At 71.4% G+C, this 20,686-nt stretch carries 17 protein-coding genes, 1 tRNA gene and 2 pseudogenes; 10 read left to right on the top strand and 10 right to left on the bottom strand.

The window, feature by feature from the left end; translation table 11 throughout:
- Positions 1-32: 32 nt before the first annotated feature.
- Together leuA and AMK25_RS16880 are read right to left on the bottom strand one after the other, a co-directional pair.
- On the bottom strand, positions 33-1,778 hold the full coding sequence (leuA, locus tag AMK25_RS16885) for a 2-isopropylmalate synthase (RefSeq protein WP_073829277.1): 1,746 nt from the start codon (positions 1,776-1,778) through the stop codon (positions 33-35).
- Positions 1,779-2,016: 238 nt separating this feature from the next.
- Complete coding sequence (locus AMK25_RS16880) at positions 2,017-3,291, bottom strand: MFS transporter (RefSeq protein WP_073829276.1); 1,275 nt, start codon at positions 3,289-3,291, stop codon at positions 2,017-2,019.
- 71 nt (positions 3,292-3,362) lie between these two features.
- Between AMK25_RS16880 and AMK25_RS16875 the strand changes: the two genes are divergently transcribed.
- Positions 3,363-4,349: an ArsR/SmtB family transcription factor gene (locus tag AMK25_RS16875; protein ID WP_073829275.1), complete on the top strand. Its 987-nt coding sequence runs from the start codon at positions 3,363-3,365 to the stop codon at positions 4,347-4,349.
- 10 nt (positions 4,350-4,359) lie between these two features.
- On the opposite strand, the gene AMK25_RS16870 is transcribed toward AMK25_RS16875, so the two are convergent.
- Positions 4,360-5,118, bottom strand: a complete 759-nt coding sequence (locus AMK25_RS16870) for a hypothetical protein (RefSeq protein ID WP_241826375.1) — start codon at positions 5,116-5,118, stop codon at positions 4,360-4,362.
- Positions 5,119-5,356: 238 nt separating this feature from the next.
- Here AMK25_RS16870 and AMK25_RS16865 point away from each other — a divergent pair, with 238 nt between their 5' ends.
- Both AMK25_RS16865 and AMK25_RS16860 read left to right on the top strand, forming a co-directional pair.
- Positions 5,357-6,622 carry an aspartate kinase gene (locus tag AMK25_RS16865; RefSeq protein WP_073829273.1) on the top strand — a complete coding sequence of 422 codons (1,266 nt, stop codon included), beginning with the start codon at positions 5,357-5,359 and terminating at the stop codon, positions 6,620-6,622.
- 6 nt (positions 6,623-6,628) lie between these two features.
- A complete protein-coding gene (locus AMK25_RS16860; RefSeq protein WP_073829272.1) occupies positions 6,629-7,690 on the top strand; it encodes an aspartate-semialdehyde dehydrogenase in 1,062 nt (353 codons plus the stop codon).
- A 31-nt stretch (positions 7,691-7,721) separates the two neighbouring features.
- On the opposite strand, the gene AMK25_RS16855 is transcribed toward AMK25_RS16860, so the two are convergent.
- On the bottom strand, positions 7,722-8,906 hold the full coding sequence (locus AMK25_RS16855; protein ID WP_073829271.1) for a peptidoglycan DD-metalloendopeptidase family protein: 1,185 nt from the start codon (positions 8,904-8,906) through the stop codon (positions 7,722-7,724).
- 79 nt (positions 8,907-8,985) lie between these two features.
- Entirely contained in the window at positions 8,986-10,437 is a 1,452-nt protein-coding gene (locus AMK25_RS16850) for a GGDEF domain-containing protein (protein WP_073829270.1), read from the bottom strand.
- A 177-nt stretch (positions 10,438-10,614) separates the two neighbouring features.
- Here AMK25_RS16850 and AMK25_RS16845 point away from each other — a divergent pair, with 177 nt between their 5' ends.
- The 3 genes from AMK25_RS16845 to AMK25_RS16835 all read left to right on the top strand — a co-directional run bounded on the left by AMK25_RS16845 (position 10,615) and on the right by AMK25_RS16835 (position 14,243).
- Positions 10,615-11,394, top strand: a complete 780-nt coding sequence (locus AMK25_RS16845) for a phosphodiesterase (protein ID WP_073829269.1) — start codon at positions 10,615-10,617, stop codon at positions 11,392-11,394.
- A gap of 11 nt (positions 11,395-11,405) precedes the next feature.
- Positions 11,406-12,185, top strand: a complete 780-nt coding sequence (locus tag AMK25_RS16840) for a histone deacetylase (RefSeq protein ID WP_241826374.1) — start codon at positions 11,406-11,408, stop codon at positions 12,183-12,185.
- A 315-nt stretch (positions 12,186-12,500) separates the two neighbouring features.
- On the top strand, positions 12,501-14,243 hold the full coding sequence (locus tag AMK25_RS16835; RefSeq protein WP_073829268.1) for a bifunctional metallophosphatase/5'-nucleotidase: 1,743 nt from the start codon (positions 12,501-12,503) through the stop codon (positions 14,241-14,243).
- 58 nt (positions 14,244-14,301) lie between these two features.
- Here the strand turns inward: AMK25_RS16835 and AMK25_RS16830 are convergent, their stop codons facing one another.
- A complete protein-coding gene (locus AMK25_RS16830; protein ID WP_073829267.1) occupies positions 14,302-15,582 on the bottom strand; it encodes an MFS transporter in 1,281 nt (426 codons plus the stop codon).
- Positions 15,583-15,692: 110 nt separating this feature from the next.
- Between AMK25_RS16830 and AMK25_RS16825 the strand changes: the two genes are divergently transcribed.
- Positions 15,693-16,166: a hypothetical protein gene (locus tag AMK25_RS16825; protein ID WP_073829266.1), complete on the top strand. Its 474-nt coding sequence runs from the start codon at positions 15,693-15,695 to the stop codon at positions 16,164-16,166.
- A gap of 47 nt (positions 16,167-16,213) precedes the next feature.
- On the opposite strand, the gene AMK25_RS16820 is transcribed toward AMK25_RS16825, so the two are convergent.
- A complete protein-coding gene (locus AMK25_RS16820; RefSeq protein ID WP_073829374.1) occupies positions 16,214-17,317 on the bottom strand; it encodes a calcium:proton antiporter in 1,104 nt (367 codons plus the stop codon).
- 77 nt (positions 17,318-17,394) lie between these two features.
- Positions 17,395-18,066: an HAD family hydrolase gene (locus AMK25_RS16815; RefSeq protein ID WP_073829265.1), complete on the bottom strand. Its 672-nt coding sequence runs from the start codon at positions 18,064-18,066 to the stop codon at positions 17,395-17,397.
- A 128-nt stretch (positions 18,067-18,194) separates the two neighbouring features.
- Between AMK25_RS16815 and AMK25_RS16810 the strand changes: the two genes are divergently transcribed.
- Positions 18,195-18,644: a hypothetical protein gene (locus tag AMK25_RS16810; RefSeq protein WP_073829264.1), complete on the top strand. Its 450-nt coding sequence runs from the start codon at positions 18,195-18,197 to the stop codon at positions 18,642-18,644.
- A 391-nt stretch (positions 18,645-19,035) separates the two neighbouring features.
- Positions 19,036-19,605 (top strand): hypothetical protein, encoded by a 570-nt coding sequence (locus tag AMK25_RS31950; RefSeq protein ID WP_143194745.1) that lies wholly within the window; start codon positions 19,036-19,038, stop codon positions 19,603-19,605.
- A 40-nt stretch (positions 19,606-19,645) separates the two neighbouring features.
- On the opposite strand, the pseudogene AMK25_RS16800 reads toward AMK25_RS31950, so the two are convergent.
- Positions 19,646-19,900: pseudogene (locus AMK25_RS16800) on the bottom strand (transposase); the annotation flags it as partial.
- Between AMK25_RS16800 and AMK25_RS33245 the strand changes: the two are divergent.
- Positions 19,879-20,460 (top strand): annotated as a pseudogene (locus AMK25_RS33245) (tyrosine-type recombinase/integrase); the annotation flags it as partial. The pseudogenes AMK25_RS16800 and AMK25_RS33245 overlap by 22 nt on opposite strands.
- A 135-nt stretch (positions 20,461-20,595) precedes the next feature.
- On the opposite strand, the gene AMK25_RS16790 reads toward AMK25_RS33245, so the two are convergent.
- A tRNA-Pro gene (locus AMK25_RS16790) sits at positions 20,596-20,672 on the bottom strand.
- Between the last annotated feature and the right edge of the window lie 14 nt (positions 20,673-20,686).

The following is a 20,686-nucleotide window of genomic DNA, read 5'->3' as shown; positions in this document are numbered from 1 at the left end:
GAATGCGTTAAGAAGGGGCCCTTCCTTACACCTCAGGCGCGGGTGCGGTTCACCGCGCTCGTGACCGCCTTGATCGAGGCGGTGACGATGTTCGCGTCCACCCCGACGCCCCACACCGTACGGCCGTCCACCTCGCACTCCACGTACGCGGCGGCCTGCGCGTCCCCACCGGAGGACAGTGCGTGCTCGTGGTAGTCGAGCACCCGTACCGCCACGCCCAGGGACTGCAACGCGTTGACGTACGCGTCGATCGGGCCGTTGCCGACGGCGGTGAGCGCGCGGGTCTCGCCGCCGAAGCCGACGCGTGCGTCGATCTCGACCTTGCCGTCGACGGTGCCGATCGTGTACTCGGCCAGCTTCACGGCCGGGTCCACCTGGTGGTCGACCAGGTAGTTGCGGGCGAAGATCTCCCACATCGCGCCGGGCTCGACCTCGCCGCCGTCGTGGTCGGTGACCTGCTGCACCACGCCGGAGAACTCGATCTGGAGGCGGCGCGGCAGGTCGAACTGGTGCTCGGTCTTCATGATGTACGCGACGCCGCCCTTGCCGGACTGCGAGTTGACCCGGATGACCGCCTCGTAGGTGCGGCCCAGGTCCTTCGGGTCGATCGGCAGGTAGGGCACCGCCCAGGTGAAGTCGTCGACCGGCACCCCGGCCGCCGTCGCGTCGGCGTTCAGCGCGGCGAAGCCCTTGTTGATCGCGTCCTGGTGGGAGCCGGAGAACGCGGTGTAGACCAGGTCGCCCGCGTACGGGTGGCGCTCGTGCACCGGCAGCTGGTTGCAGTACTCGACGGCGCGCTTGATCTCGTCGATGTTCGAGAAGTCGATCATCGGGTCGATGCCCTGGGAGAACATGTTCAGGCCCAGCGTGACCAGGTCGACGTTGCCGGTGCGCTCGCCGTTGCCGAACAGGCAGCCCTCGATCCGGTCGGCGCCGGCCAGCAGGCCCAGCTCGGCGGCGGCCACGCCGGTGCCCCGGTCGTTGTGCGGGTGCAGGCTCAGCACCAGGCTGTCCCGCCGGGGCAGGCGCCGGTGCATCCACTCGATCGAGTCGGCGTAGACGTTCGGCATCGCCATCTCGACGGTGGCCGGCAGGTTGATGATCAGCTTGCGGTCCGGCGTCGGGTCGATCACGTCGATCACCGCCGAGCAGACCTCCAGCGCGTACTCCAGCTCGGTGCCCGTGTACGACTCCGGCGAGTACTCGTAGTGGATGTCGGTGTCCGGGGTGTGGATCTCGGCGTACTTCTGGCACAGCCGCGCGCCCTGGGTGGCGATGTCGGTGATGCCGTCGCGGTCCAGGCCGAAGACCACCCGGCGCTGCAGCGTCGAGGTGGAGTTGTAGAAGTGCACGATGGCCCGGCGGGCGCCGCGCAGCGACTCGAAGGTCCGCTCGATCAGGTGCTCCCGGCACTGGGTCAGCACCTGGATGGTGACGTCCTCGGGGATCAGGTCCTGCTCGATCAGCTGCCGTACGAAGTCGTAGTCGGTCTGGCTCGCCGACGGGAAGCCGACCTCGATCTCCTTGTAGCCCATCTGCACCAGGAGCTGGAACATCCGCCGCTTGCGCTCGGGCGACATCGGGTCGATCAGCGCCTGGTTGCCGTCGCGGAGGTCGACGGCGCACCAGCGGGGCGCGGCCTCGACGCGGCGGGTCGGCCAGGAGCGGTCCGGCAGGTCGATGCCGAACTGCCTGTCGTACGGGACGTAGCGGTGGACCGGCATCCGGCTGGGGCGCTGGCTGGCGAACGGATCGGTGGTGGTGACAGGTTGAGCCATCTCGGAGTGCTCCCTGGAACATGTGGCGTCAGCAGATCGGAAAGGTGTCGGCGGAATGCCGGGCGACGGTGCGCGGCGACGCCGAGAAGAAGATCGGATGTGCTGGACGGCGCGTAGCGACTCCGCGACGAGGTGCCGGCCGGTCAGGCCTCGTCGCGGCAGCCAAGGAGAAGGTACGCGCGCCACATGACAAGGTCACCCTACGTGGTGGGACGGGCGGTGGGAAGGCTGGTCCGGACTATGGGACCAGTGTCACTGATCCGGTGGACGCCGCCACTCCCGGTAGCCGGGGTGTCCGTTCCACCCGGGCCACCGCCGGCACGATCACCAGTCCGACCAGGGTGAAGATCGCCGCGGCCGGGTACCAGCCCCAGCCGCCGGTGCTCACGCCGAGCGCGGTCAGCCCGGCCGGCGCGATCAGGAGCTGCACCTGGGAGCCGAGCCCGAACGCGCCGACGTACGCGCCGCGGTGGGCGGCGGGCGGCAGCGTGGCGGTGAGTCCCCAGGTGCCCGCCGACTCGACCATCTCGGCCATGATGAGCACCGTCGCGGCGGCCACCAGCGCCACCACGGTGAGCGCTCCCCTGGTCGCGCCGGAAACCGGCAGGAGCACGCAGAACGCGGCGATCAGCACCGCGCCCCGGCGGGAGGCCCGGGCCGCGCCCGGCGCGGTGTCCGCGCCCCGGCTGGCCCGCACCTGGAACAGCACGATCAGTACGGTGTTGAGCAGCACCAGCGCGGCGATGATCGTCTTCGGAGCGTCGGTACAGGTGAGGATCCACAGCGGCAGCACCGTCACGTAGAGCGTCTGGTGCGCGCTGAGCAGCCCGGACAGCAGCGCGACAGTCATGAACGGCCGGTCCCGCAGCACCGCGAGCCGGCTCGTCGGCTCGGTCGGGCGGGTCACCTCCGGCAGCCGCGGCAGCCGGCGCACGAAGACGGCGGTCACCAGCAGGACCACGGCGATGAACCAGACCATCCCGCGGTACGCCCAGATCGTGTCGACGGCCAGCACCAGGCCGCTGATCAGCGCGCCCATCCCGAAGCCGACGTTCTTCGAGGAGCGCTGGTAGGCCATCGCGGTGACCCGTTCCTCCGGCCGCAGCACGTTGATCGAGTAGACCTGGCGGGCCACCCCGGTCGCCGCGCCCGTCACGGCCAGCGCCATCACCACGGCGAGGAACCCGGCGAAGCCGCCGGCGAACGGGTACGCCGCGAACAGCCCGGCGTCGAGCAGCAGGCAGACGACCCACACCCGCTGCGGCCCGTACCGGTCGGTGAGCCCGCCCAGCGGCACGGTGCCGAGCAGGGAGGCCCCGGCGGCGAGTGACAGGCCGAGCCCCACCTGGGCCGGACTCAGCCCGAGCGCGCGGGTGAAGAAGACGGTGCTGCCGGCCAGGAAGACGCCGTGACCGACGGCGAACACCATGGCCTGCACGGCCAGGGCGCGGGTCAGACCGGCCGGCGGTACGACGTGACGGACGGCGGTGCGGATGCTCTCTCTGGCCCCCATGACCGGTGAGCACATCGTGTTCCCCGCGCGCGGTCGAACCTTTTAGTCTGAGCCGAATCCCGGGGGGTGCGATGTCCGAGTTGCGGTTCACGCCGGCCGACGTCGCGGGCGTGCGGTTCGGTGTCTCGCCGGCCAACGAGACGGTGATGAGCATGTGGGCGCTCGCCGACCCGGCCCGCTATCCGGTGCACCTGCGGTGGATCGACCGGGCCCGGACGACGCTGCGCCGCCCGGAGGTGGTCGAGCGGGTCCGCCCGCTCGTGGAGCTGGCCTGGCCGCGTCGCTGGCTGCCGGACTTCCTCACCCCCGCCGCCCGGCCCGGGGTGGAGATGGACGGCCAGCTCGACCGGATCGCGGCGACGCCGCCGGACGTGGTGGTCGAGGACCTGCTGGCGACCGTCCCGCGCCGGCCGCTGGGCCGGTACGGGCAGGCGTTGCTCGCCGACCCGGCCGGGCTGCTGCCGCAGCTCGTCGAGGCGGTGCGGGTCTGGTACGACGAGGCGATCGCCCCCGACTGGCCGCGCATGCGGGCACTGCTCGACGCCGACGTGGCGTACCGGGCGGCCCAGCTCGCCGAGGGCGGCGCCGGGCAGCTGTTCGAGCGACTCCACCCCAGCCTGCGGTGGCTCGGTGACCGGGTGGTCAGCGACGACCCGTTCGAGCGGGACTTCGACCTGCGGGGGCGGGGACTGGCGCTGAGCCCGAGCGTGTTCAGCGACCGGCGGGTGCTGTGGAACCTGCTGGAGGATTCGCCACCCGTCGGGGCGTACCCGGTGCGGGCGGTCGGGACGCTGTGGGAGCGCGGACCCGAACCGGCCGGCGACGCGCTGGCCCGGGTGGTCGGCGGCGGCCGGGCCGCGTTGCTGCGCCTGCTCGACGCGGCGTGCACCACCACGGACCTCGCCCGGCTCACCGGGCTGTCCGCCGGGGCCGTGTCCCAGCACCTCTCCGCGCTGCATGCCGCCGGTCTCGTCACCCGCTCCCGGGTGGGGCGGCACGTGCTCTACCGCAACACCGAGGTCGGCGCCGCGCTGCTCCGCGCGGCGCGGGGCGGCTGAGCGCGCGGCGTCACGAGGTCGGCGGCGCGTCCTGCCCCACCGGGTCGCCCTCGGTCACCGCGCCCGCGAGTTCGACGGTGCCGGGCGCCGCGCCGGGCTCGCCGGTCAGCGTCAGCGTGCCGAAGCCGGCCCGGACCGCCGACGGTGTGCCGTCCTCCCGGAAGCAGTAGATGCCGACGTCCAGCGGGGCGTTCAGCGAGGCGGAGGTCGTGTCGACGGAGTAGCACCGGCCGGTGACGCCGGGCAGCGGCGCGGCGGGGGAGACCGCGAGCGGCGCGCGCCTGTCGGTCAGCACCTCCAGCCAGTCGGTGAACGGGTGCTGCACGCGGGGGTCGAGCCGGCGGGGTACCGCGTCGTCGGCGTCGCCGAGCCGGACACAGCTCGCCGCCTGCGTCCAGCCGGCCGAGGGCAGCGCGCACTGGAACAGCCCGTCGGAGGTGGCGGCGAGCGAGACGTCGACCGTGCCGTCCCGTCCCCAGCCGGGCACGTCGACCCGCCAGCTGCCGTCGTTGGCGCTGGTCACCGCCACAGTGCGGGGAGCGCCTTCGGCCGGGGTGAAGGAGTACGCGGCCGTGTGGTGCCGGTCCTGCGCGGCGGCGGCCAGCCCGGCCAGCTCGTCGCGGGCGGCGTCCACCTGCACCGGCACCGGGTCGGCGGAGCCGGTGGGCGCCGCCTCGGGACTGTCGTTCACACAGGCGGTCAGCAGCGTCGGCAGGATGAGCGCGAGCGCGCCGGTCACCCGGCGGGCCGCGCGACGATGAGCGTGCACCGGCTCATTCTGCGTCGTGCGGACGGTTGCGGACAGCCCACCGTACGGCTGTACCGCTTGGCGTGTCGCGTACTTCCGGGCTGGTGAGCCGCCCCACGCCGGGGCCGGATGGTGGGATCACCCGACCCGGCGTCGTGGCCCGCCCGATAGGCTGAGGCGGTCTGACACGCGCCGCCGGACCGAGAAACCCGGCGGCGTCGGCACGCTCAGGGTCGTCGCTGGGAGGGAGTGCACCGTCGTGGCACTCGTGGTGCAGAAGTACGGCGGGTCCTCCGTCGCCAACGCCGAGCGGATCAAGCGGGTGGCCGAGCGCATCGTGGCCGCGCGCAAGGCCGGCGACGACGTGGTCGTGGTGGTGTCCGCCATGGGCGACACCACCGACGAGCTGCTCGACCTCGCCAACCAGGTCAGCCCGCTGCCGCCCGGCCGCGAGCTGGACATGCTGCTCACCGCCGGGGAGCGGATCTCCATGGCGCTGCTCGCCATGGCCATCCACAACCTGGGGTACGAGGCCCGCTCGTTCACCGGTTCCCAGGCGGGCGTGATCACCACCTCGGTGCACGGCCGGGCCCGGATCATCGACGTGACCCCGGGGCGGCTCAAGGGCGCGCTGGACGAGGGCGCGGTGGTCATCGTCGCCGGCTTCCAGGGCGTCTCGCAGGACACCAAGGACGTCACCACGCTCGGGCGGGGCGGCTCGGACACCACCGCCGTGGCGCTCGCCGCCGCGCTGGAGGCGGACGTCTGCGAGATCTACACCGACGTGGACGGCATCTTCACCGCCGACCCGCGGATCGTGCCGAACGCCCGGCACATCACCCGGATCACCTACGAGGAGATGCTGGAGCTGGCCGCCTGCGGCGCGAAGGTGCTGCATCTGCGCAGCGTCGAGTACGCGCGGCGCGCGGGCTTGCCGATCCACGTCCGTTCGTCATACTCGACCAACACCGGCACGATGGTCACCGGATCGATGGAGGACCTTCCTGTGGAACAGGCACTGATCACCGGCGTCGCCCACGACCGCAGCGAAGCGAAGATCACGATCGTCGGCGTGCCCGACGAGCCGGGCGCCGCAGCGAGCATCTTCGACACGGTCGCCGGCGCGGAGATCAACATCGACATGATCGTGCAGAACGTGTCCACCGAGGGCACCGGCCGCACCGACATCTCGTTCACGCTGCCCAAGGCGGACGGCCCGACCGCGATGACCGCGCTCAGCAAGATCCAGGAGACGGTCAAGTTCAAGGGCCTGCTCTACGACGACCACGTCGGCAAGGTCAGCCTGATCGGCGCCGGCATGCGCTCGCACCCGGGCGTGGCCGCCGGCTTCTTCGCCGCCCTCGGCGCGGCCGGCGTCAACATCGAGATGATCTCCACCTCGGAGATCCGGGTCTCCGTGGTCTGCCGGGACACCGACCTGGACAAGGCGGTCCGCGCCATCCACGACGCCTTCGAGCTGGGTGGTGACACCGAAGCCGTCGTCTACGCCGGCACCGGGCGGTAACGCGCCGTGGCGTCGCTGCCCACCCTCGCCGTGGTCGGGGCGACAGGTGCTGTCGGCACGGTGATGTGCCAGATCCTCTCCTCCCGGCGCAACGTCTGGGGCGAGATCCGGCTGCTCGCCTCCGAGCGCTCGGCCGGCCGGCGCGTGCAGTGCCGGGGCGAGGAGCTGAGCGTCCAGGCCCTCACCGCCGACGCCCTCGACGGCGTCGACGTGGCCATGTTCGACGTGCCGGACGACGTATCGGCGCAGTGGGCGCCGGTCGCGGTCTCGCGCGGCGCGGTGGTCGTCGACAACTCCGGCGCGTTCCGGATGGACCGCGACGTGCCGCTCGTCGTCCCCGAGATCAACCCCGACCAGGTACGCAACCGGCCCCGGGGCATCATCGCCAACGCCAACTGCACGACGCTGGCGATGATCGTGGCGATCGCCCCGCTGCACCGCGAGTACGGCCTGCGCGAGCTGGTGCTCGCGTCGTACCAGGCGGTGTCCGGGGCGGGGCAGGCCGGCGTGGACGCGCTGCACCTGCAACTCGGCAAGATCGCCGGGGATCGGGTGCTCGGCTCCCGCGCCGGTGACGTGCGTCAGGCCGTCGGTGACGAGCTGGGCCCGTTCCCGGCGCCGCTGGCACTCAACGTCGTACCGTGGGCGGGCTCGCTGGCCGACGAGGGCTGGTCCACCGAGGAGATGAAGCTCCGCAACGAGTCCCGCAAGATCCTCGGGCTGCCCGACCTCAAGGTCTCCGCCACCTGCGTACGGGTGCCGGTGGTGACCGGCCACTCGGTCGCCGTGCACGCGGTCTTCGCCACCGAGGTGGACGCCGAGAGCGCCCGTGAGGTGCTGCGCAACGCGCCGGGCGTGATCCTGGTCGACGACCCGGCGTCCGGGGAGTTCCCGATGCCGATCGACGCGGTCGGCACCGACCCCTCATGGGTGGGCCGCATCCGACGCGCGGTGGACGACCCCCGGGCCCTGGACCTCTTCGTCACCGGAGACAACCTCCGCAAGGGCGCCGCCCTCAACACCGCCCAGATCGCCGAACTGCTGGCCAAGGATCTGACGCGCCCCTGAGCGGTGTCCGCTCAGGGGCCGGCGCGGTGCGTCAGCACGAACCGTTTACCGGGTTTGCCGATCCGGTGTACAGGTACGCGTCGGGGATCCAGGTGCCGTCGGTGAGCTTGTTCCACAGCGTGCTGGCGCCCCAGCGGCCGGTCACGGAGGTGCCGCTCGACGAGCAGGCGATGGCCGCCGTGGCGCCGTCCGCGATCGAGCCGACGACCCCGTACCCGGTGCCCGGCCCGGACCGCCGGCTGACCGACGTGCCCCCGTAGCTGTCGACGATGCCCTCGGTGAAGCCGAGCGCCCCGTAGTTGTACAGCGATCCGCCGACGTTGACACGTTTCGAGCCGTGCAGCGCGTAGCCCTCGTAGGCCGTGCTGCCCTCTCTCGGCACCCACTTGCCCAGATTGTGGGTGGCGATCGCCACGTACGCGCCGTTCTGCCGGAATCCCAGGTGCACGTGCCGGCTGCTGGCGGAGCCGCCGCAGGTGATGTCGGTGCCGGTGTCGCCGAGGTAGGAGCCCGCGCTGACCGATGCGCCGTCGACGTTGATGTTGTTCCACAGGTGGTAGTAGTCGGTGGTGTAGCCCCGGTCGTGGACCACCCGGATCCAGCCCTTGCACATCGTGTACGCGGTGCCGGCACGCACGGCCAGCACTCGCTGGTCACCGCCGAACAGGTCGATCGAGCTGAACGGTCGCGGGGAGCCGGACCAGCCGTGTGGGCCGCCCCTGAGGGTCCACGACTGGCCGAGGGCGAACGGCAGGCGCATGCCGGTGCGGTAGTCCCCGTTGGCGGACAGCGTGCCAATGGTGGTGAACGCGTCCCGCTCTCCACGGGCGAGGACGGACGCGGGGGCGGCCGTGGCCAGGTCGGCGAAGGTGGCCTCGCCCTCCAGAGCGACCTGCCAGTCGCCGCGTTGCTGGCGGGCGATGAAGATCCAGCCGGACGGGTACAGCCCTTCCTTCTGCGGGGCGACGAGCACAGCGGTGCCGAAGGCCCAGGCCCGGCCGTCGCGGCGGGTGACTGTCACCCGGGTGTCCGCCAACCCGGCAGCGCGGATCTCCTGGTCGGCCGCGGCCGCGGCTTCCTCGATCAGCCTGTGTCGTACGGCGGTGGTGACGTCGTCGGCCGGTGCGGCCTGGGCGCTGTTCGGCACCGTGCCGATCACTGCGGCAACTAGCAGGATCGCGGTGGCGGTGCCGAGTCGGCGTCGCGTGTCGATCATGTCCTCTCCCAGGGGGGTCGAGAGGCTGATGCATGTCCGACGGACGATATCCGAGTGATTTACATGTGTCTATCTTTTGTCAGGCGGCGGAGAGGTGGACGCCGTCTCGGCCGTGGCGCTTGACCGCGTACAGGGCCTGGTCGGCTCGGTGCAGGGTGCGTTCGGGGGACTCGCCGGGCCTCGGCAGCGCGATGCCGACGCTGATCGTCCGGCCGGTACGGCGGGCCGCCTCGGTGAGCCGTTCGGCGATCCGGACCGCCTCCTCCGGGCGGCTCACCTCGATCACGGCCACGAACTCGTCCCCGCCGGTCCGGTACAGCTCGTCGCCCTGGCGCAGCGCGCCTTCGAGGGCTCGGGCCAGCCCCACCAGCAGCCGGTCGCCGGCCTGGTGGCCGTACGTGTCGTTGACGTCCTTGAAGCCGTCCACGTCGATCGCCAGCAGCGCGGTACGCCCCGGCGTGGCGGTGGCGATCCGCTGCCCGAACGGGCCGGTGTGCCGCAGCCCGGTGAGCGGGTCGGAGCTGGCCTGCTCGCGCAGCCGGGCGAGCGTACGCAGCCGGTCCAGGCAGGTCCACGCCTGCCCGGCGAGCAGTTCGATCAGGTTGACAGTGGTCGGGTCGGGGCGCAGCAACCGCTCGTCGGCGACGAGCAGCACGCCACCGGCGGCCGGCGTGCCGACCGGCACCGCCACCAGGGTGCGTGCGCCCGCCCGGGTCAGCGGCAGGTACTCCTCGGTCGGCGGGTGCCCCGCCTCGCCCAGCGTGTACGCCGAGCCGTACCGGTGGGCCCGGTCGATCACGCGGTCCAGCGCGGCCGGGCCCGCCTCGGCCAGCTCGGCGCGGATGCGTGTCTCCAGCTCGCCGGGGGTGTCGGTGGGCGCGCCGAGGCGCGGGCCGCTCCGGCCGGTGAGGACCAGCACGGCGGCGGAGAGTTCGGACACGTCCCGGGCCGCGGCGAGCGCGGCGGTCATCAGGTCCCAGTCGGTCGGGGCGGCGGTGAACGCGGCGGCGTGCCGGAGCAGCTTCTCGCTGCGGCTCTCGGCCGGTGACCCGCCGAGCGCGGCGATCCGCCCGCCGAGGCGGTCGGCCACCAGCTCGGCGGTCTCCCGCCACGCCGCGAGCGGGACGGGCTCGCTCCACTGCAGGTCGAGCACGCCGATGGGCCGGCCGGCCGGGTCGCGTACCGGCACGCAGAGTTCGGCTGTGACGTCCGGCCGGACCGGCAGGTAGTCGGGGTCGGCGGTCACGTCGGGCACGACGGCTGTCACGCCGGAGGCGTAGACCCGCCGCACCACCGAGGGTTCGGGGCGGTGGCGGGCGGGCGCGTCAACTGTCGCCGGGACGTGCGAGAAGACCTGCCACGCGCCGGTGGCGGCCACGCAGCGCAGACGGTCGTGGACGCGGAGCAGGACGGCGGCGGTCGCCGGGGTGTGCCGGGCGAGCGCGGCGACGGTCCACTGGCACGCCTCCGGGACGGTGGACGCCGTGGGCAGGCGCACCGTGATGTCGCGGAGGACTCGCTCGTGATCCACGTCGTTCCTGCTCGGAGGGGGTAGGTCGCGATCAAGCGTACTCAGTGCGACCGCCACCGACCTTCGTACACATGTGCTATCCACAGGCTGTGGACACAGCCTGTGGGCGGGATCGGGCCTGCGCGAGGAGGGCGCGCGGCGATAGCGTGAGGGCCCGGGCACCCGAGGAGGCGCGCGATGCTCATCGCCCAGCTCAGCGACCCGCACGTGACCACCGGCCTGCTCGCGGCCGCCCCGGCGTCGGGGTTGCACCGGGCGCTCGGCGCGGTGCTCGCGCTGCGTCCCCGGCCCGACTGCGTGGTGATCACCGGCGATCTGACCGCCAACGGCCGGCCGGACGAATACCTCGCGCTGCGCGAGATCGTCGGCGCGTTCCCGCTGCCGGTGCACCTGGCCACCGGCAACCACGACGACCGCGAGTCGCTGCTCGACACGTTCGGCGGCACCCCCTACCTGGCCGGCGGTTTCTCGGCGCACTACCACGTCGACCTGCCGGACGCGACGCTCGTGGTGCTCGACTCGCTGACCCCGGGCAGCACCGGCGGGCGGCTCGGCGAGGAGCAGCTCGCCTGGCTCGACGGGGTGCTCGCCGGGCGTACCGACGCGCCCGCCGTCGTGTGCCTGCACCATCCGCCGGTCGCGGTGGGCGTGCCGGGCATGGACGCGATGGGCCTCGCCGACGCCGACGCGCTCGCCGCCGTGGTCAGCCGTCACCCCCATGTCGTACGCGTCGCCGCGGGGCATCTGCACCGCCCGGTGACGAGCGCGTTCGCCGGTACGGTGCTGACCGTCGCGCCGAGCACCTGGATCCAGGTGAGCCTGAGCATGACCGAGGAGGAGGAGCCGGGGTTCGTCGCCGAGCCGACCGCCTTCCTGCTGCACCGGATCGCCGACGGCGGCTGCGTGACGCACACGGTCCAGGTCAGCCACGCCGCCGGGCGCACCTGCTGGTTCTGACGCCGACGCCGATGCTCTGGTACGTCGCGTACGGCTCGAACCTGCACGCCGCCCGGCTCGACTGGTATCTGCGTGGCGGACGCCCACCCGGCGGGCTGCGCACGTACCCCGGCTGCCGGGACTGCCGGCCACCGCGCCGGACCGTCCCGGCGCTGATCCCCGGCGGGGTCTACTTCGCGGGCGAGTCGCGGGCCTGGACCGGCGGCATGGCGTTCTACGACCCGCAGCTGCCCGGCCGGGCGGCGGCGCGCGGCTACCTGGTGACCGTCGAGCAGTTCGCCGACATCGCGGCGCAGGAGATGTACCGGCCGCCGGGCGCCGACCTGGCCGGGATCCGCGCGGCCGCCGAGACCGGGCGGGCGAGGCTCGGGCCGGGCCGCTACGAGACGCTGCTGCGGGTCGGCGTCCGCGAGGGGCTGCCGATGCTCACGTTCACCGCGCCGCACCGTGCGGTGGAGGTGCCGTGGACCCGGCCCGCCCCGCTCTATCTCGGGATGCTGGCGCGCGGTCTGCGGGAGGCGCACGGCTGGGACACCGCGCGGATCGTCGGCTACCTGGCGGGTCGTCCGGGAGTCGCCGGGCGGTGGAGCCGGCGGGCGCTGCGCGGGCTCGTCGCCGCCACCCACAGCGGACTTTCGAACCGGCTCTCCGGGGCTTCGGTCGAATTCGGACAGTCCGTTGCGGATGTCGATCCGTCAGACGTGAACGACCGTTCGGCTCGCGATGGGTGTCCGCCAGGCGCGGATTCCGGTGAGGACGGTTGCCAGCGCAAGGAATTCCGCGTGACATGAGCGTCGGCGCCGGTTCCCTGTCCCTGGGAGCCGGCGCCCTTCACGATGCCAGGCATCGACAGCGTGCGCCGCGCGGAAATTCACCAGACCGTCATGTCCGACTCGTCCGGCGGACCGGTACGGCTCTCCCGCGACGTCGACGATTCCGAATGCCGCCCCGGTCGACCTGAGGGCCGGTGGATGAGAAGCTACCCCGGAGCGGGGTGGCGCCCCCCGACTGCCGCCTCCCACGATCGACCCCTGTCATGGCACGGACCAGGGCCACCGGGCGAACCATCGCCCGGACACCAGCATCGGTATCTCACGAGGAGTTCCATGTCCGTCACCGGGATGCGACGCCGGGCCGTAGTCGGCCTGGCCGCACTCGCCGCGACCGCGTTCACCGCTGTCGCCGTCACCCCCGACCAGGCCGAGGCGCGCCCGAAGCCGGTCGACGTCCAGTTGCTCGCGATCAACGACTTCCACGGCAACCTGGAGCCGCCGAGCGGGTCCAGCGGCACCATCGACGGCCAGCCGGCCGGTGGCGCGGAATACCTGGCCAGCCACCTGAAGGCGATGCGCGCCGCCGCCAAGAAGCAGGGCAAGGGCACCGTCACCGTGGCCGCGGGTGACCTGATCGGCGCCTCGCCGCTGCTCTCCGCCGCGTTCCACGACGAGCCGACCATCGAGGAGATGAACCTCGCCGGGCTGGAGTTCGCGAGCGTCGGCAACCACGAGTTCGACGAGGGCGCGGCCGAGCTGCTGCGCATGCAGCGCGGCGGCTGCCACCCGGTGGACGGCTGCGCCGACGGCACCCCGTTCGGCGGCGCCAAGTTCACGTACCTGTCGGCGAACGCGTTCAAGACCTCCACCGGCCTGCCGCTGATGCAGCCGTTCGGCATCAAGATCGTCAAGGGTGTGCCGATCGGCTTCATCGGGATGACCCTGGAGGGCACCCCGAACATCGTCAGCCAGCAGGGCGTCGCCGGGCTGCGGTTCACCGACGAGGCCGACACCGCCAACAAGTACGCCAAGATCCTGCGCCTGCTCGGGGTGAAGAGCATCGTCGTGCTGCTGCACGAGGGTGGCGTGCAGAACGGCGGCGGCATCAACGACTGCACCGGGTTCAGCGGCCCGATCGTCGACATCGCCAACCGGATGGACCCGTCCATCGACGTGATCGTCAGCGGGCACACCCACGCCGCGTACAACTGCAACATCAACGGCAAGCTGGTCACCAGCGCCAGCTCGTTCGGCCGCCTGGTCACCCAGATCGATCTGAAGATCGACCCGCGTACCCGCGACGTGGTCACCGCGTCCGCGAACAACGTCGTCGTCACCCGGGACGTCGAGAAGGACCCGGCCTCGACCGAGCTGATCAACCGGTACAAGACCGCGCTCGGCCCGGTGGCCGACCGGGTGGTCGGCGAGACCACCGCCGCGATCACCAAGACCCAGGAGAACCTGTACCAGACCGGGGTCGACGCCAACGGCAAGCCGACGTACCAGACCGGTGAGTCGCCGCTGGGCAACCTGATCGCCGACGCCCAGCTCGCCGCCACCGACACCGAGCAGAACGCGGTCGCCGCGTTCATGAACCCCGGTGGCGTACGCGCCGACCTCGACGCCGGCCCGGTCACCTATGCCGAGGCGTTCACCGTGCAGCCGTTCGCCAACAACCTGGTGACGCTCGACCTGACCGGCGCGCAGCTCTACTGCATGCTGGAGCAGCAGTTCACAGTGGCGCGCGTGCTCTACGCGTCCTCGACAGTTAACTACGTCGTGGACGTCGACGGCACCACCGCGCCGGTCGGCACGCCGTGCGCCGGCACCCGGGTGGTCCGGGGCAGCCTCACCATCAACGGCGCCCCGGTGACGGACACCGCCACCTACCGGGTCACCGTGAACAACTTCCTCGCCGGTGGCGGCGACGGCTTCAGCGTCCTGACCGGCGGCACCAACGCGGTGACCGGCCAGATCGACCTGGACGCCTTCACCGCGTACCTGACCGAGAAGTCGCCGGTCTCCCCGCCGGCGCTGGACCGGATCCGTACGACCACCGAGGTGGCCGCCGGCTGACGGCCGACCCGCACCGACGACGGGCCCCGGAGCGATGCTCCGGGGCCCGTTCGCGTGGTCAGGCCACCCGGGCTGGCTCAGAGGGCTTGGCGGCCGTCAGGCGGCCGTCCTGCGCGGCGGTGAGCAGCGGACGCAGCGACAGCGCGAGCACCGAGGCGGCCAGGCAGCCGCCCACCACGACCGCCACCCAGACCCGGCCGTGTGCCGCCCCGATCAGCGGGCCGGCGGTGACCGGGCCGACGACGCCGCTGATCCCGAAGATCATCGAACTCATCGCGTTGTACCGGCCGCGCAGCTCGTCGGTGGCGAGCGCGTTGGTGAGGGCGGGCATGACCGGCGACAGCATCGTCTCGCCGAACCCGAAGATCGCCGAGCAGGCCACCACGCCGAGCGCCGCGAGCAGCGCGTTGCCGCTGCCCACCACGCCCGCCGCGCCGAGCACCAGCCACGCGCCGGCGAAGACCGCGCCGACAGCGGCCAGCGCGCCGGTCCGGCTGCGCCCCTCCAGCCGCCGGATCACCAGCAGTTGGGAGAGCACGATCATCACGGTGTTCGCCGCGAGCGCCCACGCCACCACCCGGGGCGTCACCTCGACCACCCGCACCGAGTACGCCGCGAAGCCCACCTCGATCTGCGCGTACCCGCAGGTGGTGAGCACCAGGCCGAAGATGACCAGACGGCGGAACGGCCGGTCCCGCAGCACCGTGAGATAGCCGCCGGTCCTCTCGGCGGCCTTCGCCCCCGCGGCCGCGACCGGCCGACGCCCGACGTGCGGCAGCGTCAGCAGGATCAGGGCCGGCGTCAGGTAGCTCACCGCGTCCAGCAGGTAGATCGCCTCGAACGTGACCGGACGGGCCACGTCGACCACCGCGCCGGAGATCAGGCCGCCCGTGCCGATGCCGAGGTTGAGCAGCGCGAAGTTGAGGCCGAAGACGCGCTGCCGCTCGCCGTCACCGGTGAGCGAGGCGAGGATCGTGTTCTGCCCCGCCCAGATCGCCGAGCTGCCCACGGCGACCAGCGTCATCACGCCGAACGCCGAGGCGGTCGAGTCGACCAGCGCAAGCGAGCCGGTGCCGATCGCCTCGATCACCAGGCACGGCAACACGACCCGGCGCGCGCCGAACCGGTCGATGAACGTGCCGGCCAGCGGCGAGAGGGCCAGCGTGACCGCGCCGAACCAGCCGATCACCAGCCCGGCCCGGGTGTCGGTCAGGCCGCGTACGTCGGTGAGATAGATGAACAGGAACGGCAGGGTGAGGCCGCGCCCGACAGCGGAGAACAGCGTGCCGAGGAGGATCCGGCGGGCTTCGGGACGGGCGGGCAGGGCGCGGCGCAGCATGGCAGGGATTCTGTGCGGTGGGTACGACTACCGCGACCCGTTTACCCCTTACCGACGTGGACGCCGGGCCGGAAGGTGAGCGAGCACACGCGCTCTGCCATGCTGACCCGGTGACGACCACCTGGCGGCACCTGCCCGCACCGGCCCGCGAGATCGCCGAGACGGCCACCGACGCGGTGAGCGCCGCGCAGGCCCGCGACGCCGGGGCGTACGCCCCGGCCGTCGAGCGGCTGGCCGCCGCCGACCGGTCCGGGCTGGTCCTCGGCGGCGTGGTCCGGCTGCTGCTGGAGGAGGGGCACCCGGACGGGCTGGACGGCGACGACGTACGCCAGGTGCTGGAACAGTGCGTCCGGTCGGCCGCGTCCTGGTGGCCCGACGTCGACCCGCACGTGCTGCTGGTGCTGCTGGCCGGCGCGCTCGGCGTCTACGATCCGGGCGACGACGAGAACCCGCCCGACCCGGCGGCGATCGCCCGGCACGCGCCGCTGCTCGTGGCCGACCTGCTGGCGGTCACCGGACGACCGTTCGCCGAGTACCTGACCGCCGCGTTCGCCGAGGTGGCGCGGACCGAGACACACGACTGACGGCCTTGTTGGCCGGCGGCTTACGGCTGGCGGCTGGCGTGTCGGGCTTACGGGCTCGCGGCCAGGAAGACGAACGCGGCGAGCAGCACCAGGTGCACGCCGCCCTGGAGCACTGTGGCCCGACCCGGCACCACTGTGAGCACCGCTGTCACGGCGGTCAGCGCCAGCAGCGTCATCTGGGTGCCGCCCAGGCCCAGCATCAGCGGACCGTCCAGCCAGATCGAGGCGATCGCGATGGCCGGGATGGTCAGGCCGATGCTGGCCATCGCCGAGCCGAGCGCGAGATTGAGGCTGATCTGCACGCGGTCCCGCCGCGCCGCCCGGGCGGCCGCCAGCGTCTCCGGCAGCAGCACCAGCAGCGCGATGACCACGCCGACGAACGCCTGCGGCAGATTGGCGGCGCTGACCGCGGTCTCGATCGCCGGGGAGATCGTCTTCGCGTCACCGACCACCGCGACGAGCGCCACCACCAGCAGGGCCAGGCTGGCCAGGGCGGTACGCGTGGACGGCGGCTCGGCGTGCCCGTCGCCGGTCTTGTCCTCGGCGAGGATGCTGCCCTCCTGGGTGACCGGGAGGAAGTAGTCGCGGTGCCGACCGGTCTGCACCATCACGAACAGCAGGTAGAGGGCCAGCGAGGCGACCGCCGCGAAGGCGAGCTGGGCGGGGGAAAACTCCGGCCCCGGCCGGCTCGTGGTGAACGTCGGCACCACCATGCTGAGCGTGGCGAGCGTCGCCACTGTCGCCAGCGCCCCGCCGGTGCCCTCCGGATTGAACACCGCCACCTGCCGGCGCAGCGCGCCGAGCAGCAGCGACAGACCGAGGATGCCGTTACAGGTGATCATGACGGCGGCGAAGACGGTGTCCCGCGCCAGCGCCTGTGTCTTCTCCCCACCGCTGATCATCAGCGTGACGATCAGACCGACTTCGATCACCGTGACCGCCACCGCCAGCACGAGTGACCCGTACGGCTCACCGACCTTGTGCGCCACCACCTCGGCGTGGTGCACGGCCGCCAGCACAGCCGCCGCGAGCAGGGCCGCCACTACGAAGATGAGCGGGCCGGGCAGCTCCCGTCCCCAGGTCATCACGAGCACGAGCACGGCGACCAGGGGCGCGACGGTGGTCCAATCGGTCAGGCGGGATCGGATCATCGGCGGCATGCACATAACTTTGCCAGGGGGCAGCGTCAACGCCGCGTGGCGGGGTGGCTTCGGGCAGTCCTGTCGATCTATCCGGCCGTCGGTTCCGCCAAGTGGGCGGGCAGGTCGCGGAGGGCGGTGATGACGGGACCGGCCCAGCCCGGATCGGTGTCCTGGTGTTCCGTGGTCCGCAGCACCGTCATGCCCACCGCCGCCGCGCCGGCCAGCTCACCGTCCGCACCGTCGCCCACGTAGACGCAGTCGGCCGGCGCGACGCCGAGCCGGTCGGCTGCGGTGCGGTAGATCGCCGGGTCCGGCTTGGCCAGCCCGACCGCGCTGGAGAAGACCGCGACGTCGAACCGCCGGGCGAGTGGGCCGGCCGCCCACGCCTCGGCGGTCTCGGAGGTGGCATTGCTGATCAGCGCCAGCCGGTGCCCGCGCTCACGCAGCGCGTCGAGCACGTCCAGGGTGCCGGTCGGGACACGGCTCAGCACCCGGCGGGCCAGAGCACGCCGGTGCGCGGCGGCCATTGTCACCTGCTCGTCCGTCGGCGCGCCGCCGAGTCGTCCGGCGAGGGTGCGGACGGTCTCCTCCGCGCTCCACCGGACGAGGCGGTCCCGCCAGGTCGCGTGGTACGCGGCGACGAGCGCCGCCGGATCGACCCCGACCAGGAGCGCCATCTCGCCGACCACCCGGTCCCGCTCGTCGTCGGCGCCGTGGACCAGGGTGTGGAAGAGGTCGAAGACCACTGGCCGTGGCATGGCGGGATCCTACTGCGACGGTGATCGCGTACGGGCACGGTCCGTCAGCGTCCATGGGCGCCCATCCTTGCTCGCGTCGTCACCCAGATCGACCCGGCTCAGTGCCTCGACCGTGGGATCATCATGACGTGGGTCACGCGGACGAACTCGACGACAACTGGCTCAACGGCGAGGAAATCACCTGTTCGGAGTGCCACGAACGCCTCTACCGTCTCGATCACTCACCGCTGCTGGACTGCTACTTCCTCTATTGCGACAGCTGCCCGATGCGGGTGGATGTCAGTTACTACGACAGCATCTGTATCGCCATCGCGGATGCGCTTCCTGTCCAAAGCGAAAGGTATTCGGCGCTGATGGGCGCACTTGAAGCGCGACTACGACGCTGCGGCTGCGGCGGGCGGTTCCGGGACTCGGCTCCTCGGCGCTGCCACCGGTGCTCCGCCGTCCTGACAGCCATCAGTGCGCCCTCGGGTGTCGACGTGTGGCCAGGTTGGTGGACAGACGAGGCGGACACGGCCTCCCTGGAAGAGGAGTTCACCGCCAGGTACTTCCGCACGGAGGACCTCTGGAAGCACTAGCGGGCACACCCAACGATCGGATGTGCCCGCTTATCTCTGGTCGGGGTGGCCGGATTCGAACCGACGGCCTCTTCGTCCCGAACGCGGGCACGGCGCACCATCGCTTGTTAGGCGTTGTCGTCGATGCTACTCGGCGTGGCCGTCATGCTTAGCAGCGCCGGGCATTGTCAGCGACTGTCGCCGATTCGATGCCTCCGTCGACGCACCCCGCATCCGCGGCGTCATCCTCACCGGAGGAATCGATTACGCCGCAAGCGATGCTGTTGGGGAGACCGCCTGGAGAGACGTGGGGAGACTCTTAGGCCATCAGTCCCAGACCCAAGCCAGTCGGCTGCAACTCGCGCACGGTCCAGCATCACCTCGCGTGAGCACAAGGTGCTGACTTGATGGCATGATCTCCACTGTGGAGCCGAGCGCTAGCGGTGCGATGGTCGCTGTCGTGGGCACCTTTGCGGGCGTAGTAGGAGCAATCGCTGCAACTTTGCAGGTTCTAGAACAAAGGAGGCACCGCGGCAACACCGCACGGGCCACACGCCATCAGTCTGACCACCTTCAGCAAAACAGAGCAAGCCACGACAGATCCTCGTCGCTGCTGCGTTTTGCCGCGTCCGACGCCCTTGATTTCATCGTGAACGGGTTCAGGTACGCCGAAGCTTCCTCGCGAACGGCTTTTTGGGCCTCCCTGACTTCGGTATTTCTGGAATTGGTCGCATGGATTGTTCTAGTGGCTGCCGACGGCGAACAGGTAACCATAGCTGCCTGGTTCACCATCGTGGCACTTTACCTCACCCTTGCTTGCATTATCCTTATCGCCTCACTCTTTTTGACCTTTCTGGAGTTGACGGTCCCGGACGCAGCCAGCGCAGTGCTCGCCTTCATGGCGGCAGTCATATCTCTCATGGTGATACTTTCAAGTCTTGATATCTGGGGCGCCATTGACCTTTCGCGCGTTTGGTCCTGACCTAGACACCTTCTTTGCCATCCCGATGCTCCTATGGAGGTCAAGTGGTCAGGGCGGCGAAGTCGGTGCGTAGGGTGGTGTAGACGTCCCGGACGATGTAGCGCTTGAGGCAGCGGAGGATCTCCTGCTTGCTTAGGCCCTCTGCGATGCGTCGGTGCAGGTAGGCACGGGTGCGTGGGTCGTAGCGCATGCGACACAGGGCGATGGTGTGTAGGGCGTGGTTGGCGCCGCGGTCGCCTCCTCGGTGGAGGCGGTGGCGGCGTACCCGCCCGGATGCCGGTGAGTCAGACCACCCCGGCGACCCACCCCACCATCCTCACTGTCTGCCGCCGACCCACACACCCTGGCCCTGGTCTGCTCGGCTTGCCTGGGTCTGGCTGGCGGGATGGCCTCCCACCTCAACCACTTTCCGACCGGAACCGTTCGGCAACTCCATCTCGGAGTCGTCTGGCCCCTGCCGGAGGCACAGCTCTCACCCCGCCCTCGTTCTCAACTCACCACCCGCACACCACCTCCACCCTTCCCCACCCTGGGCTTGAGCGACCGTGCGGACCCGTTCGGCAACTTCGACCGCCGCGGTTGCCTGCCGGATCTCGTGCTGCTTCGAGATCGGCGGAACCGGGTGAAGGTGTCCGCCTGGCCTGGTCGTCCTTCGAGACTCGTCACCGGGTCACCTCACTGACCCAGTGGGACGCGCGGGGTGGGCGTGGGGTTCGGGCCGGCCTGCCGCTCGGGCTCCGGTTCCATGACCTGCGGCACTCCTACGCGACCTGGCTCGTCTCCGGCGGGGTACCGATCAACGACGTAGCCAAGGTGATGGGACACGAGCAGACGTCCACGACTCTGGACCGGTACACGCACTCGACCCCGGGACCGGGATCGCAGGGTGCTCGCGTCGTTCGCTGCCTTCTCGCTGCCTCTGTCGGAGCAATGATCGGCGGAAACGAATCAAGGCCCCTCCGCGGAGGGGCCTTGACCTTTACTTACCTCTGGTCGGGGTGGCCGGATTCGAACCGACGACCTCTTCGTCCCGAACGAAGCGCGCTACCAAGCTGCGCCACACCCCGAGGCGTGCCGACAA

It is taken from the genome of Micromonospora sp. TSRI0369, assembly GCF_001905625.1.
GTDB classification, from domain to species: domain Bacteria; phylum Actinomycetota; class Actinomycetes; order Mycobacteriales; family Micromonosporaceae; genus Micromonospora; species Micromonospora echinospora_A.
Note: the sequence above shows the minus strand (reverse complement) of the source record. Positions and strands in the feature narration are given on the sequence as shown.

Coding starts and splice junctions, on each gene's coding strand:
- leuA (WP_073829277.1), bottom strand. CDS start 1,778: ATGGCTCAACCTGTCACCACCACCGATCCGTTCGCCAGCCAGCGCCCC.
- AMK25_RS16880 (WP_073829276.1), bottom strand. CDS start 3,291: ATGGGGGCCAGAGAGAGCATCCGCACCGCCGTCCGTCACGTCGTACCG.
- AMK25_RS16875 (WP_073829275.1), top strand. CDS start 3,363: ATGTCCGAGTTGCGGTTCACGCCGGCCGACGTCGCGGGCGTGCGGTTC.
- AMK25_RS16855 (WP_073829271.1), bottom strand. CDS start 8,906: ATGATCGACACGCGACGCCGACTCGGCACCGCCACCGCGATCCTGCTA.
- AMK25_RS16845 (WP_073829269.1), top strand. CDS start 10,615: ATGCTCATCGCCCAGCTCAGCGACCCGCACGTGACCACCGGCCTGCTC.
- AMK25_RS16840 (WP_241826374.1), top strand. CDS start 11,406: ATGCTCTGGTACGTCGCGTACGGCTCGAACCTGCACGCCGCCCGGCTC.
- AMK25_RS16835 (WP_073829268.1), top strand. CDS start 12,501: ATGTCCGTCACCGGGATGCGACGCCGGGCCGTAGTCGGCCTGGCCGCA.
- AMK25_RS16830 (WP_073829267.1), bottom strand. CDS start 15,582: ATGCTGCGCCGCGCCCTGCCCGCCCGTCCCGAAGCCCGCCGGATCCTC.
- AMK25_RS16820 (WP_073829374.1), bottom strand. CDS start 17,317: ATGATCCGATCCCGCCTGACCGATTGGACCACCGTCGCGCCCCTGGTC.
- AMK25_RS16815 (WP_073829265.1), bottom strand. CDS start 18,066: ATGCCACGGCCAGTGGTCTTCGACCTCTTCCACACCCTGGTCCACGGC.
- AMK25_RS31950 (WP_143194745.1), top strand. CDS start 19,036: ATGATCTCCACTGTGGAGCCGAGCGCTAGCGGTGCGATGGTCGCTGTC.